Genomic DNA, 12,944 nt, shown 5'->3' on the forward strand with positions numbered 1-12,944 from the left:
AATGCACGATCACGCGAAATTCGTTTAAGCTCCCGCTTCGGCATTGCCGAACCGGTTCGCGTAGCGAGTCCGGTGGCCGGAGACCTGGCCCCTTGCCGAGACGGCGCGCGACCGACCTCGCTATTGCGTCTGCCCGGATAAATAAATCATGCGGTCATAGATGTGAACGATGCATAACTCATATGCCGTCCCCACGGCGTCACCAGCGCGATTGCTTGGTTTCCGAGCAGCGCGGCGCCAAAAGCGGGAGCGCGGCCGTGCAAACGCCGTGTTCTCCGCCCTCGTCGCGGCCGTTGCCCTGTTCGGTGCTCCGTCCGCGGGCGCGCAAACGAAATTCGTTGCGCGCGCAACGGCCACCTACATCACGGTGGCAGGCGATACGCTCTACGAAGTCGCGCAGCGCTATTTGACCGACGCCGCGAGCTGGCGCGTGCTGGCCGTGCTCAATCACGTGAGCGCGCCACGCCGCTTGCCGCCGGGGACGGCGCTGCGCTTGCCGCTCGCCTTGCTGCGGCGCGATTCGATGCCGGTGAGCATCGTGGCATTGAGCGGGCTCGTGACCGCGCGTGCGCACGGCCGCTCGGCCGATGCCGGCGCGTCGCCCTCCGTGCCGCTGCTCCTCGGGCGCATTCTCGGCGAGGACGATACGGTCAGCACGGGTGCCGACGGCTTCGCCACGCTCGAGCTCGATGACGGTTCGTACGTCAGCATCGCGCCGAACAGCCGCGTCGTGTTGTCGATCCTGCGCAAGATGGCGCTCACGGGGATCGAAGATCACGTCATCGAATTGCAGCATGGGGAAGTCAGCAATGAAGTGACGCACGCGAAGCAGCAGGGCGATCGCTTCGAGGTGCGCACGCCGTCGATCGTCGCAGGGGTGAGAGGCACGCGCTTCCGTGTCAACGAACTGCCGTCGATGACGGCCGTCGAGGTCCTCGACGGCACCGTGGCAGTCGGTGCTTCCGCGAAAACGCGGAAAGACGACGGGAAAGACAAAGCCAATGCCAAAGCGGCCAAAGCGGCCGACGCGAGTTCGCCGTCGCAATTCGTCGGCGCGGGCCACGGCAGTGCGACGCCGAACGGCGGTGCCGTCGGCGTGCCCCAGGCGCTGTTGCCGCCGCCGCGGCTCGCCCATCCCGGTAAGGTGCAAGACGGCAAGCTCGTCCGGTTCGACCTGGAACCGGCGCCGGGTGCAGCCGGCTATCGCGTCCAGATCGCGCGCGACGCCGACCTGCTCGATCTGATCCGCGATGCGCGCGTAGAGTCGCCTAGCGCGACGTTCTCCGATGTGCCGGACGGCACGTATTTCGTGCGCGTTTCGTCGATCGACGCGAGCGGGCTCGAAGGGATTCCGCGCGTCTATGCATTCGAACGCCGCGCGAACGAACTGAGCGCGACGGCGGCAAGCGAGGGCCCGCACGAATACCGCTTCGCCTGGCGCATCTCCCGAACGGCTCCCGACACCCGCTTCCGGCTGGTGCTGTCGAGCCGCCAGGACCTTCGCGACCCGATCGTCGATGCGGTCGACCTGACCGAGCCCTCGCTCGTCGTCTCCGACTTGCCGGCTGGCGAATATCACTGGCGCGTGGTGTCCGAGCAATACGATCATGGCCGGTTCTACGAGACCGTCGGACCCGTGCGCACGTTCACGCTGGCGAAGTGATGAACCAGCCGATGAGCCCCGACGAGTTGCGCGCCGTGCGGCAGCGGGCGCGCCCAAGGTGGCGGCTCGCGCCGAGCGTCTGGCAGCGTTTCATATGGGAGTGGCTGGGCATCGGATGCTTCGGCGTGGCCGTGATCTTCTTTTGCGTCTTCCACGGCATCGCCACGAATTTCAACCGGCTCGTCTACGATCGGATGCTGACGCTGCGTTCGCAGCCGCTTGCGCCCGAAATCGCGGTCGTGCGCATCGACGACGACAGCGTGTCCGAGCTCGGGCGTTGGCCCTGGCCGCGCACGCTGCAGGCTCGCCTGATCGACGCCGTGGCGAAGGAAGGTGCCGCGGCGATCGTCTACGACGTCCTGCTGACGGAGCCGTCGGAGGGCGACGACGCGCTCGCGCAAGCGCTGCGCGCGGCACCTACCTACCTGCCGCTCTTCGTCGATTCGGGCGAGCGCCGGGACATCGTTCAGCCCGTGCCGCAATTGGCCGCCGCCGCCGCGGGCATCGGCCATATCGATGTCGAACCCGATTCGGACGGGATCGTGCGGGGCGTCGAGCTGCAAGAGCGCACGGACGACGCGAGCGTGCCCTATCTCGTCGTGCCTTTGTTCGACGACATTCGCAGCGGAAAAGTCGCGCTTGCCGACGGGCGATATCGCGCCGGCTCGCCGAGCGCTCCGCCTACGGCCGCATCGGCGCGCCCCTCGAGCGGCGCCGCCGCTTCGCGCGTGCTGATTCCGTTCTCCGGCCACGTGCCGGACGACGTGCAGATCTCGGCTCACGACTTGCTGAACGGTAAGATGCCGCCCGGCGCCTTGCGCGGAAAGGTGGTGTTCGTCGGACTGACCGCGTCGGGGCTGTTGACCCATTTGGCGACGCCGATCACCGGAACGTGGGGCCCGACGGCCGATATGCTGCTCCACGCGAACGCGCTCAGCGCGCTCTTGATGGGGCGGGAGATTCATCCCGTGCGCGGTTGGTGGCTGTTCGCCGCATCGTGCGCTCCGCTCGCGGCGCTGCTCGCGGGCCTGCTGTTCTTGTCGCCGTGGCGCACGTTGCTGCTCACGATGGGGCTCGGCATCTTTCCCCTGGTGCTGAGCGCGGTGTTGCTCGATGCCGCCAGCATCTGGCTGTCGCCGGTGCCGGCGGTGCTCGCCGTGGCGATCGTCTATCCGCTATGGAGCTGGCGCCGGCTCGAAATGACGATGTCGCGGCTGCAGGGCGAGTTGCAGCGGCTAGCGGACGACGGCGACGACTTGCAGATCATCCCGGCTCGCTCGCGCGAGGTCCGGGGCGATGCGCTCGAGCGGCACATTGCGCTCGTCGAGCAGGCGGCCGATCGAATGCAGGATATGAAGCGGTTCGTCTGGGATTGCCTGAACAGCCTGCCCGAGCCGATATTGGTTGCGGATAGGCAAGGCCTCGTCTGCGTCGCGAACAAGGCCGCGCACGGATGTTTCGCTCGCCTGAGCGCTCGAACGCCGGAAGGCCGGCGATTGACCGACGTGCTCGGGGACATGACGTTCATCAAGGCCATCGCGTCCGAGGATGCTTCCGAGGTACAGCTACGCTCGCGCTGGCCCGAAGTGCTCGATCCGACGGACCCGAACGGCGAGCGGATCCTCAAGCATGGAATCGAAGTGCGCGATCGCGCTGAACGCGATTACCTTCTGCGCTATGCACGCTGCCGCAACGCGCGCGGAGAAGCATCGGGATACTGGGTCGTCGGCCTCGCCGAGGTGACGGCGCTGCATGCCGCGGAGCAAGCCCGGGAGGATGCGCTGAGGCTGCTGTCGCACGACATGCGTTCGCCGCACGCGTCCGTGTTGGCGTTGATCGAAGAGGAGATGGCGGTGACGCGCTCCGACCGTCTGCGCACCCTGCTCGGACACATCGAGCGCTATACGCGGCGCGCACTGACGCTCGCCGACGACTTCGTGCAACTGACGCGCGCGGAGTCGCAGGCTTATGTCTTCGAGCCGATCAATCTCGCCGACGTCGTGCTCGATGCGAGCGACGAAATCTGGCCTCAGGCCAGAGCGAAGGGTATCTTCGTCGAGACGCATTTCGAGGGCGACACTCATTGGGTTCATGCTGATCGATCCCTGATGACGCGAGCAATGACGAACCTGCTCAACAATGCGGTCAAGTACAGTCCTAGCGAGACGGTGGTTCGCGTGTCGGTGGCGAGTGCCGAGAACGAACGGGTTCAATGCCGGATCGTCGATCAGGGCTACGGGATGACCGAAGACGCGCTGGCGCACCTGTTCGAGCGCTTTCGCCGTTTCAGGGCACCGGGGCAGCCGCACTCGCAAGGCGCCGGTCTCGGCATGGCGCTCGTGAAGACCGTCGTGACGCGCCATGAGGGCGACGTGGCGGTGACGAGCGAGCCGGGCCGCGGAACGACCGTGACGGTGTCGGTGCCGCGTTGGGATGGCGCGGCCTGAAGAAAACCCATTCCATTCATTTGATTTGACTTGACGAGCCTCCGAATGAAAACGACCTTGCTGCTTGCCGCTTTCGCGGCTGCATTGACAGGGTGCACGGGAATCCAAACGGCCGTGCGCACAAGTGCGGGACACGCGTTCGGCAGCGGGGTGCGCACGTATGCGCTGGCAAGCGATGCCGCCATCCCGGCGGCGCCGGGAGACGAGGACGCGCGGTACGCCGCGGCGGTCGAGCACCGCTTGGCCGCGCTCGGCTTCATGGCGGCGCCCGAGTTGGGCGCCCGGTATCGCGTCGTGCTGTCGCACGAGACGCGCCCCGCGTCCGTCGGCGTCGGCTATTCGCGGTGCGCCGACGGCTTCCCATGTGGTGCGCCCGTGTTGCCGCCCGGCTTCGAGTGGCCGGGCCGGGCATACGTGCATTCGCTGACGCTGCGGTTCTTCGATCGTGCGGACGGCCGCGAGGCGTACAAGGTCAGCGTGACGAAGCGCGATCGAGACCCCGGCGCGGTGCGCGACATCGACGCCCTCGTCGCGAGCGCATTGGCGCAACTGCCGTTTGGCGCCGAGGGCGCTCATCCAGGCCAAACCGATTGGAAAGTCACGCTGCGCCAGGCTGCGACCGATGCCGCCCCGAGCGTGGCGAGGGTCGCTCCGCTCGAGCCGTGACGCTCCCGCACCCGTGCTGCGGCGTGACTCGTGTTGAACGCCGTTCTTCCGTAGAATGCGCGATGCGCGCCCCGCGTGCGCCTGCGGTTGCCGTGCCGTGACGACATACCGGGTCGATCGCAACGAAGGCAGTGCAAGGAGACAAAAATGAATACGACAATGAGCAATACCGTGGCCGTCGGCGATCCTCCTGAAGCCGCACGTCGAGTCACCGGCTGGTACGCAGCGCTTTTGCGCGCGATGTTCGCGTTGCTTCCGGCTTACCTGATCGCATATCTGTACTACTTCCAAGATCCGCATCTACTGTTCGAAAGCCACGGATTTCACGAGATCGCCATCGCGGCTGCCACGCTCGAAGGCCTGTTCGTCAGCTACGTGACCTGGCAGTGCTATCGCCTGTCGGGCGAACCGATCTTGCGCTGGATGACGCTCGGCTTCATCGGCTTCGTACTGATCTACATGCTGCACGGGGCGTTCACGCCGCTCGCGCATCATCACATGTGGCTCTTTTTACTGTACGGGCCGGCCTCGCGGTTGGCGATGTCGGTCTTGCTTTTCATCGGGCTGCTGGCCTACGCCTCGGGGGCCGATTCGGTCGAGCGGCGCACCGACCGTTGGCTCTGGGGAATGTGGTTCGTCGGGTTTGCCGCGATCGATCTGCTCGTTGCCGTGCTCGCGAATTCGTCGATTCCCGGGCTGTTGGCCGCGCGCTCGCTCGAAACCGGTGCGATGCTGATTTCGCTGCTGAACGTCGCATGCCTGGTTGCGCGCCGAATCCGCTCGCCGCTGATGCAGATCTTCGGGATATCGGTCATGGCGTTCGCGCTGTCGTCGCTCGCGTTCCTGCTCGGCAAGCCGTGGAATCACATGTGGTGGCTGGCTCACGCGATCTTCGCGGGCGGCTTCTTCCTGCTCAGCTATGGCATCGTGCAAGCGTTCCATACGACACGCTCGTTTTCCACGATCTATAGCCAGGAAGAATTGATGGCGCAGTTGCGGCAGGAAATGGCTCGCACCGAAAGCGCGCTGCAAGACTTGCAGCGCAGCAATCAAAAGCTCGAATCGCTGGCTGCCGCCGATCCGCTGACGGGCGCGTCGAACCGGCGCACGTTCGTCGAGCGCCTAGAGGCCGAAGTCGGCGCGGCCAAGCGAGGCGGCTCACCGTTCTCGCTGCTGGCCATCGACGTCGACAATTTGCAACGCGTCAACGAGCGATTCAGCGAGCAGACGGGCGACCGCATTTTGCACGACGTCGCCCAGGTGTGCATGGAGGCCATGCGTCCTTATCACGGCCTGGCCCGCGTCGACGGCGGCGAGTTCATGGCCGTGCTGCCCGGCGTGGCGCTCGATGCCGCGCTGATGATCGGCGAGCGTATCCGGGCATCGATTCAGTCGCTGCAGTTCGAGGGCGGCCAGGAGCGCGTCACGGTCACGGCCAGCGTCGGCATCGCCCAATACGGGGCCGACGGCGCGACGGCCGACGCCGTCATGCGCGCGGCCGGAGAGCGCTTGCGCAGAGCGAAGACGCACGGACGCAATTGCGTCATCGCCGTCTGATGCCGTCGCCGATCGCATCGGTGTCGTTGGCTCCGCACTCGCCGTGACGCCGGTTCGGGCAGGCGTGCGGCGTTGCGGTTCGGCTCGAGGATTCGGGGGCGCTTAAGGCTGCGTTAAGCCGTGCCGTGACATGCTCGGCACGCTTGAACCACCTTCTTGCTGAACGAGCGAATCATGCGCCTCCTGTTGGTCGAAGACGATCGAATGATCGCGGAGCCCGTGCTCGACACGATGCGTCGGGCGGGCTACGCGATCGATTGGGCCCAGGACGGCCGCGCCGCGGAGCTCTCGCTCGGCAACGACGTCTACGACTTGGTATTGCTCGATCTAGGCTTGCCGAAGAAGGACGGCATGGCGGTGCTGCGCGCCTATCGAGACTCGGGCGGGGCAGCGCCCGTCATCATCCTGACCGCGCGCGATGCGGTCGACGAGCGCGTGCGCGGTCTCGACACCGGTGCCGACGACTACCTGGTCAAGCCGTTCGATCTCGACGAGTTGGCGGCGCGCGTGCGCGCTTTGCTGCGCCGCCGCACGGGGCAGAAGCAACCGGTGTACACGCATGGCGAGCTCGCACTCGATCCCGCGGCGCACGAGGTGACGAAAAACGGCGCACTGGTGGCGCTCGTGCCGCGGGAGTTCACGCTGCTGCGCGCGCTGATCGAATCCCCCACACGCGTGCATACGAAGGCGGAGCTCGAGGAAAAGCTGTACGGGTGGGGCGAGGAGATCGGCAGCAACGCCGTCGAAGTGCACGTACACAGCTTGCGGCGCAAGCTCGGTGCCGAGCAGATCGTCACCGTGCGCGGCGTCGGCTATCGATTGAGGCGCGTGGAATGAGGTCGATTCGGCGTTGGCTGCTCGGCTGGCTGATTTTCGGTTTTGCCGCGGCGTCGAGCATTGCGGGCTACGCGATCTTTCGGACGGCGCACGAGGAAGCGAGCGAATTGTTCGATTACGAACTGCACGCCGTTGCGATGTCGTTGCCGCCGAACTTGGCGGCAACGGGCGCATTGGCGCAAGGGCCGGCCATGCACGATCTATCCGACGATCGGATCGCGATCGAAGTGTGGGACGGCCAGGGGCGGCGGGTCTATCGTTCGGAGCAGGCTCCGGATATAGAACGGCTGGCCGAGGGCTTTCGAACGATCGAGCGTGGGGAAAAGCACTGGCGCGTGTTCGGCCTGCGCGAACCCGGGCGCTTCGTCCAGGTCGCCCAGCCCGTATCGGTGCGAGAGTCGCTCGCACTGCGCTTGGCGTTTCGCACGCTATGGCCGCTCGGGGTTCTATTGCCGCTGGCCGTGGGGCTCGTGCTGATCGTCGTCACGCGCGCGCTCGCCCCGATCCGCGCATTGTCGCGCGGTCTCTCCACGCGTTCGCTCGATGCGCTGCAGCCGGTGCGCCTAGCGGGCCCCGTGCCGGTCGAGATTCTGCCGCTCGTCGAAGCGTTGAACGACTTGCTCGCGCGGCTCAATGCCGCCTCCAGCGCTCAGCGGACGTTCGTGGCCGATGCGGCTCACGAACTGCGCTCGCCGTTGACCGCATTGAAGCTCCAGTTGCAAGCCGCCGAGCGTGACGGCACGCTCCGGGGCGAAGGGGTGACGCTATCGCGCATTGAACAGCGGCTCGATCGCATCATTCGCCTCGTGCAGCAGTTGCTTGCGCTCGCGCGAGAGGACGCGGCGCCCGTCGGCTCGGATTTGGCATCCGTCCCGTTGCGCCGGATCGCGGAACAAGCCGTCAGCGATTTTTCGCTGCAGGCGGAAGAAAAATCGATCGATCTCGGCCTGGAGGTCGCGCAGCCGGCCGGCGAAAGCGACGCCTTCGAGGTGTTGGGCGAGCCGCATGCGTTGTCGGTACTCCTGAACAATTTGCTCGACAACGCGATCAAGCACACGCCGAACGGCGGCCGCGTCGATGTCGTGCTGCGCCGCGACCGGAAAAGCGTGTCCGTCCAGGTGAGAGATACGGGCGCCGGCATCCCCGAAGAAGAGCTCGCGCGCGTGTGCGATCGGTTCTATCGCGGCACGGAGACACAAGGGGAGGGCAGCGGCCTCGGGCTGGCCATCGCCACGCGCGTGGCGAGGCGCCATCGTGCCGAAGTGACGTTGACCAACAATGACGACGGACACGGGCTCACGGTAACGGTGGCGCCCTTCCGCCCCGCGAGCGCTGAGAGCGTCCGCGTTCAGTACCGGTGATCGCGGTCCCGGCCGCGATCGTTCGTCCTCAGGCGCAGAGCTTCGCGCTCGCTAGACGATTCAAGCTGACCCCTTGCTCGGCGGCTTGTATCACCAGGGCACGGTGGGCTTGGGGAGGAATTCGAACCTTGAACTCGCCGCTATACGAGCGATCGGCAATCGGCTCCGGCACCTTTTCGCCGCTCGCCACCATCTCTCGCACGACGTCGACGACGAGCCGCCGAATACCGGACAGCGCGCCCTCGGGCGTTGCATCCAGCCACGAGAGCGAAGGGAATTCCGCGCAGAGGCCGACGTGCTCCCCGTCCTCGGGGGACCACGTTACACGATACGTGAAGTGGTCTTTGATCATTGCTTGCGCTCCTTCAGTCTTTCAATCGCCTCGAGAACCTGCCGAACTTGATACGGTTTGGCCTTGCCTCGATCGTTCTGTATGTTCACGCGGGGATCCCCTTGCCATGGGGTCTTGAAGACGGCGTGACTAGAGCCCGACCGCCGCGCTTGCCCAAAATACGCCTCGCAAACTTTGTATAAATCACTGAACCGCACATTCGCTGGTTCACACCGCATCTGCGCGATGACCTTTCGTTCGGCCGGCATTCGGTCAGAATGGTGCCAATAGTGACACCATATGTCAAGAGTTGAAAACCCCTTGAGCATGCCTTCGGGCGCAGACAATCGATGCGTGCGCGCGGGTTTTCGGACCGTTTTACAACGCGGCGATCAGCGCCTGCGAGAACGCGGGCCTGGCCGATGAAGCGCTCGGGAACAAGTGCATCGACTCATCGAAGAAGCGATCGTGGGACGGCACGGGGATGATGCGGTGAAGCGCGCCGTCCTGGCTGAGTTGGATCGCCACGGGCCGGCAAGCCATGCCGTGTCCGTCCGCGATCCCGGCGTGTTGATGCCCGTATCGGCCCGTTCCGCGGGGAGCCAGGGGAACGTGCCGCATCGCACGGGCGTCGTGGCCTAGGGCGAGGTCATTTTACTTCCGCCCCGCGAGTACCCGCGTTCAATACCGGTGATCGCGGTCCCGGCCGTGATCTTCGTGAGCGCGATCGGCGTGAAAGTCACGGTCGTGGTGCGGATCATGGAAATGAGGGTGGCGGCGCATCCACTCGTCGTGCTCCCAATAGCGATGGCCGTCCCAGTAACGATCTCCGTGCCAGCCTAGCGAAATGCTGACGTCCACCGGCATCAAGCGCGCCTGCGCGTAATCCGGGTGCATCGGGGCGGGTGCGTACTGCGCGAACGCGCTGCTTGCCCCGAGCAACGCGGTGCCGGCAGCGAGGGCGATGAGGATCGAACGAAGTTTGTTGTTGGCGAATTTCATGAGGGTTCTCCTGCTCGAATGCAATGCGGCATCGGCATGAATCGAATTGCAATCCTTGTCGCTTCCGTAAGGCCCACGTTAGCAGCCCCCTTTTTTAATTGTCGTGAGCACTTGTAACCAAAAAATAGTCTTGCGTCTGATGAAAAAATCGCGCTGAGCAGCGTGGTTTCGCGCGAAGCCCCGCGCTTCATCGCATACCGCCGCCAAGCTCGGTTGGCGCATACTCTTGGGTACGAGTGCGGGCCAATGCGGTTCGCCCATTCAGACACGGAGCGTGAAAACGATGGATGTGGTGCGTAGCATGAAGATCTTCATTGCGGTGGCGGAAGCAGGAAGCTTCACGGCCGCTGCATTGGAGCTCGATGCGACGACCGGATATGTTTCGCGGATGGTGTCGGAGCTCGAGTCGCGTCTGCGCACGCGGCTACTCAATCGCACGACGCGCCGCATCGCGCTGACGCAAGCGGGCGAGCGTTATCTCAATCGGTGCCGCGATATCCTCGCGTCGATCGAGGCGGCCGAAAGCGAGGCGTCGCAGGCCCATGCGACGCCTTCGGGCACGTTGCGCGTGCATGCAATGGCGAGCATCGGCCAGAACTACGTCGTGCCCGCCGCCGCCGCGTATCAGCGGCTCTATCCCGACGTCGCCGTCGATCTGACGCTGTCGCAGGACGTGCCCGACTTGCTCGAGGACGGCTACGACGTCGTGCTGCGCGTGTCGCCCGGCCGGTTGCCCGATTCCAACTACATTTCCCACGCGCTCGGGACGGTCCGCGGCATCTTGTGCGCCGCGCCGGCGTATCTCGCGGCGCACGGCACACCGGTTACGGTCGAAGACCTTGAACGGCACGCGCGTCTGCAGGTGGCCTTGTCGGTGTTCCCCTCCGATCGTTGGCGGCTGATCGGCCCGGACGGGGAACGCGACGTGCCGTTGCCCGTGCATCGATTCAAGGTGAACGTGCCCGACGCGATGGCGGTCGCGCTGCATGAGGGAATGGGAATCGGTGCGTTGCCCACGCTGGCGGCACGCGCCTCGCTGCGCGCCGGAACGCTCGTCAGAGTATTGCCGCAGTACCACCTGCAAGCGCTCGACATCTATGCGATCTACGCGTCGCGAGAATACGTCGACGCCAAAATCCGAACGTGGGTGCAATGCGTGCGGGCTTCGATCGCCGAAGCATTGGCTGAAGACGCCCGGCTCGCGGGCGTCTACGCCGAGCGGCGCACGATGCAAAGCGATGCCGCGGCGACGAGCGAAATGCCGGCTGCGAGCAGGGGTTGATCGAACGAATGCGTTCGTGCAATGAGCCGATCCGACAATAGCGGCCCGAGGATTTGCCCGAGCCCGTAGGCCGCCGTCAACGCCGCCATGAGGTTGAACTTCACGGCATGTGCGACGCGTTTCGCGGCGGGCATGACGATCGTGACTGTCCCGACGAACGTACCGCCGACGAGCACCGCGCTGGCGAAGAACGCGAGCGGCGTACGGCCGATGGCCGGCAAGACCACGCCGATCGCTTGCGCGACCAAGTTGGCGACGATCGCCGCGCGGCTGCCGAGGCGCTCGTGCAAGGCGTGCCATGCGAAGCAAGAGGGCACGGCGGCCACCCCGAACGCGGCCCACACCTGGAGTGCATCGATCCGCGGCAACGACGCTTTGATGAGCAGCGGCAGATACGTGGCCGTGACGATGTAGCCGAAGCCCGCCAAGCAGTAGATCGCGACGAGCAGCCACGGCGCGATGGCCGATCCGTGGGGCTGCCCCTGCTGCACGTCGGGCGAGGGTGCCTCGCGGCGCGCCGGGCGCTGCGCGAGCTTCGGCCACGCGAGTGCCGATAAGCCGGCCGAAACGACGCCCAGCAACAGCCAGAGCGAGGACGAGCCGAGTCCGCCAGCCTTGCCGAACGCAATCAATTCCGCCGAGATCGCGATCCCTGCGCCGACGCCCGCGAAGAGGATCGGTGCGCCGTGGTGATGGCCCATCGCATGAAGCAGCCATACGGATGCCGCGACGAGCGCGATGGCGCTCATGATGCCGGCGACGAACCGCGTCGCTAGGAGCATCGATACGCTCGGATGAAAGGCTAGGGCGGCAAGGCAGATGGCCGTCCCCGCCATCGCGATGCGGCTGGCCGCGGCTGCGTGCCGTTCGCCGACGCGGCTCATCGCGAGCGCGCCGAGCAAATAGCCCGCATAGTTGGCGGAGGCGGCGAGCGAACCGACGGAGACGGTCATGACCGCCTCCTTCACCATGACCGGATACATCCCCGTGAAGGAGAATCGCCCGAAACCCATGCCGACGGCGAGAATCACGGCGCCAGCCAACGATTCGAGTACCGGGGCGCGGCGAGTGCGTACGAAGGGGGTGTCCATTTTCATTGCACCGAACGTGCGAACCGTTCGATATCCGTTGGAGATGAAGATGGACAGATCGTCGCCGCAAGCGTGCGTGCGCACAATCGCCGGCCGGTCAACAGACCTTTTACCAGGATCGGCTGCAATTCCTGGGTTTTTCTTTCCGGAGATACCGGTACTCGTGCCACGTGAGTGCGATTATGACGATGTCAAGTGTCGTGATAAGCAGCAACGGGACCGAATGTGTGAACGCGTAGCGGTAGACCTGGTAGGCGATGAACAGGCCAAAGACAATGATCGAGGCCGGGAAATACCAGAGTCGCTCGCGCAATAGGCCGATGATGAGCCACAGCTTGACTACCCCGTGCCCCAGCAGATAGATTGCCGCGAACTTCTGGGTGTGGACGGAAAGATGTTGCACGGTATGAAGGAGAAAGTTGGCCACTAGGTCGTGTGGATCTTCGGCGAACTCGTCCCTCGTGACCCAGAACACTAGCGTTAGGAAAAGCTGCTGCGGAGCAAACCAGGTGGCCGCTCCCGCTGCGATTTCTGAAACCGCAAAAATCGCCTTGCACCATAGGCTCAGTTCGAAAAACAGATGGACCTTTTTCTCGTCGAAAAACGTCTTCAGGGCGATCAAGAGGCACTCTCCACTTCATTTGCACGGCTGATAGCCGCGCTTCCTGTGGGCGCCCGTGGCATGCCCATATGAGTCGGGTTGGCGG

General features: G+C 65.1%; 12 protein-coding genes. 7 read left to right on the forward strand and 5 right to left on the reverse strand.

The genetic code is table 11. From position 1 onward, the window contains the following. Positions 1-268: 268 nt before the first annotated feature. From ACTHNZ_RS13770 to ACTHNZ_RS13795, 6 genes are all read left to right on the forward strand, one after another. Positions 269-1,663, forward strand: coding sequence for a FecR domain-containing protein (locus ACTHNZ_RS13770; RefSeq protein WP_440543057.1), 1,395 nt, complete (start codon positions 269-271; stop codon positions 1,661-1,663). After that, the gene (locus ACTHNZ_RS13775) at positions 1,663-4,110 is read left to right on the forward strand and encodes a CHASE2 domain-containing protein (protein ID WP_440543058.1); all 2,448 of its coding nucleotides are present in this window, start codon (positions 1,663-1,665) and stop codon (positions 4,108-4,110) included. The genes ACTHNZ_RS13770 and ACTHNZ_RS13775 overlap by 1 nt, the downstream gene beginning before the upstream one ends. A 45-nt stretch (positions 4,111-4,155) precedes the next feature. After that, positions 4,156-4,776, forward strand: coding sequence for a DUF4136 domain-containing protein (locus tag ACTHNZ_RS13780; protein WP_440543059.1), 621 nt, complete (start codon positions 4,156-4,158; stop codon positions 4,774-4,776). Positions 4,777-4,935: 159 nt separating this feature from the next. Further along, on the forward strand, positions 4,936-6,333 hold the full coding sequence (locus ACTHNZ_RS13785; protein WP_440543109.1) for a GGDEF domain-containing protein: 1,398 nt from the start codon (positions 4,936-4,938) through the stop codon (positions 6,331-6,333). A gap of 174 nt (positions 6,334-6,507) precedes the next feature. Beyond that, a complete protein-coding gene (locus ACTHNZ_RS13790; protein WP_440543060.1) occupies positions 6,508-7,170 on the forward strand; it encodes a response regulator in 663 nt (220 codons plus the stop codon). Further along, positions 7,167-8,531, forward strand: coding sequence for an ATP-binding protein (locus ACTHNZ_RS13795; RefSeq protein ID WP_440543061.1), 1,365 nt, complete (start codon positions 7,167-7,169; stop codon positions 8,529-8,531). The genes ACTHNZ_RS13790 and ACTHNZ_RS13795 overlap by 4 nt, the downstream gene beginning before the upstream one ends. A 28-nt stretch (positions 8,532-8,559) precedes the next feature. Here ACTHNZ_RS13795 and ACTHNZ_RS13800 read toward each other — a convergent pair whose 3' ends face one another. The 3 genes from ACTHNZ_RS13800 to ACTHNZ_RS13810 form a co-directional block, all read right to left on the reverse strand. Beyond that, entirely contained in the window at positions 8,560-8,883 is a 324-nt protein-coding gene (locus ACTHNZ_RS13800) for a type II toxin-antitoxin system HicB family antitoxin (RefSeq protein WP_440543062.1), read from the reverse strand. 357 nt (positions 8,884-9,240) lie between these two features. After that, on the reverse strand, positions 9,241-9,405 hold the full coding sequence (locus ACTHNZ_RS13805; protein ID WP_440543063.1) for a hypothetical protein: 165 nt from the start codon (positions 9,403-9,405) through the stop codon (positions 9,241-9,243). A 138-nt stretch (positions 9,406-9,543) separates the two neighbouring features. Beyond that, positions 9,544-9,864, reverse strand: a complete 321-nt coding sequence (locus tag ACTHNZ_RS13810; protein ID WP_440543064.1) for a hypothetical protein — start codon at positions 9,862-9,864, stop codon at positions 9,544-9,546. Positions 9,865-10,147: 283 nt separating this feature from the next. Between ACTHNZ_RS13810 and ACTHNZ_RS13815 the strand changes: the two genes are divergently transcribed. After that, positions 10,148-11,146 (forward strand): LysR substrate-binding domain-containing protein, encoded by a 999-nt coding sequence (locus ACTHNZ_RS13815; protein WP_440543065.1) that lies wholly within the window; start codon positions 10,148-10,150, stop codon positions 11,144-11,146. Here the strand turns inward: ACTHNZ_RS13815 and ACTHNZ_RS13820 are convergent. Both ACTHNZ_RS13820 and ACTHNZ_RS13825 read right to left on the reverse strand, forming a co-directional pair. After that, the gene (locus ACTHNZ_RS13820) at positions 11,074-12,237 is read right to left on the reverse strand and encodes a YbfB/YjiJ family MFS transporter (RefSeq protein WP_440543066.1); all 1,164 of its coding nucleotides are present in this window, start codon (positions 12,235-12,237) and stop codon (positions 11,074-11,076) included. The genes ACTHNZ_RS13815 and ACTHNZ_RS13820 overlap by 73 nt on opposite strands. Before the next feature lie 109 nt (positions 12,238-12,346). Further along, positions 12,347-12,859: a DUF2127 domain-containing protein gene (locus ACTHNZ_RS13825; protein WP_440543067.1), complete on the reverse strand. Its 513-nt coding sequence runs from the start codon at positions 12,857-12,859 to the stop codon at positions 12,347-12,349. Between the last annotated feature and the right edge of the window lie 85 nt (positions 12,860-12,944).

This window comes from Trinickia sp., assembly GCF_051953955.1.
Classification (GTDB): Bacteria; Pseudomonadota; Gammaproteobacteria; order Burkholderiales; family Burkholderiaceae; genus Trinickia.

Excerpts from the sequence above, each read along its gene's own strand:
- ACTHNZ_RS13790 (WP_440543060.1), top strand. The coding sequence starts at position 6,508 with ATGCGCCTCCTGTTGGTCGAAGACGATCGAATGATCGCGGAGCCCGTG.
- ACTHNZ_RS13780 (WP_440543059.1), top strand. The coding sequence starts at position 4,156 with ATGAAAACGACCTTGCTGCTTGCCGCTTTCGCGGCTGCATTGACAGGG.
- ACTHNZ_RS13785 (WP_440543109.1), top strand. The coding sequence starts at position 4,936 with ATGAGCAATACCGTGGCCGTCGGCGATCCTCCTGAAGCCGCACGTCGA.
- ACTHNZ_RS13775 (WP_440543058.1), top strand. The coding sequence starts at position 1,663 with ATGAACCAGCCGATGAGCCCCGACGAGTTGCGCGCCGTGCGGCAGCGG.
- ACTHNZ_RS13810 (WP_440543064.1), bottom strand. The coding sequence starts at position 9,864 with ATGAAATTCGCCAACAACAAACTTCGTTCGATCCTCATCGCCCTCGCT.
- ACTHNZ_RS13815 (WP_440543065.1), top strand. The coding sequence starts at position 10,148 with ATGGATGTGGTGCGTAGCATGAAGATCTTCATTGCGGTGGCGGAAGCA.
- ACTHNZ_RS13800 (WP_440543062.1), bottom strand. The coding sequence starts at position 8,883 with ATGATCAAAGACCACTTCACGTATCGTGTAACGTGGTCCCCCGAGGAC.
- ACTHNZ_RS13795 (WP_440543061.1), top strand. The coding sequence starts at position 7,167 with ATGAGGTCGATTCGGCGTTGGCTGCTCGGCTGGCTGATTTTCGGTTTT.
- ACTHNZ_RS13820 (WP_440543066.1), bottom strand. The coding sequence starts at position 12,237 with ATGGACACCCCCTTCGTACGCACTCGCCGCGCCCCGGTACTCGAATCG.
- ACTHNZ_RS13805 (WP_440543063.1), bottom strand. The coding sequence starts at position 9,405 with ATGGCTTGCCGGCCCGTGGCGATCCAACTCAGCCAGGACGGCGCGCTT.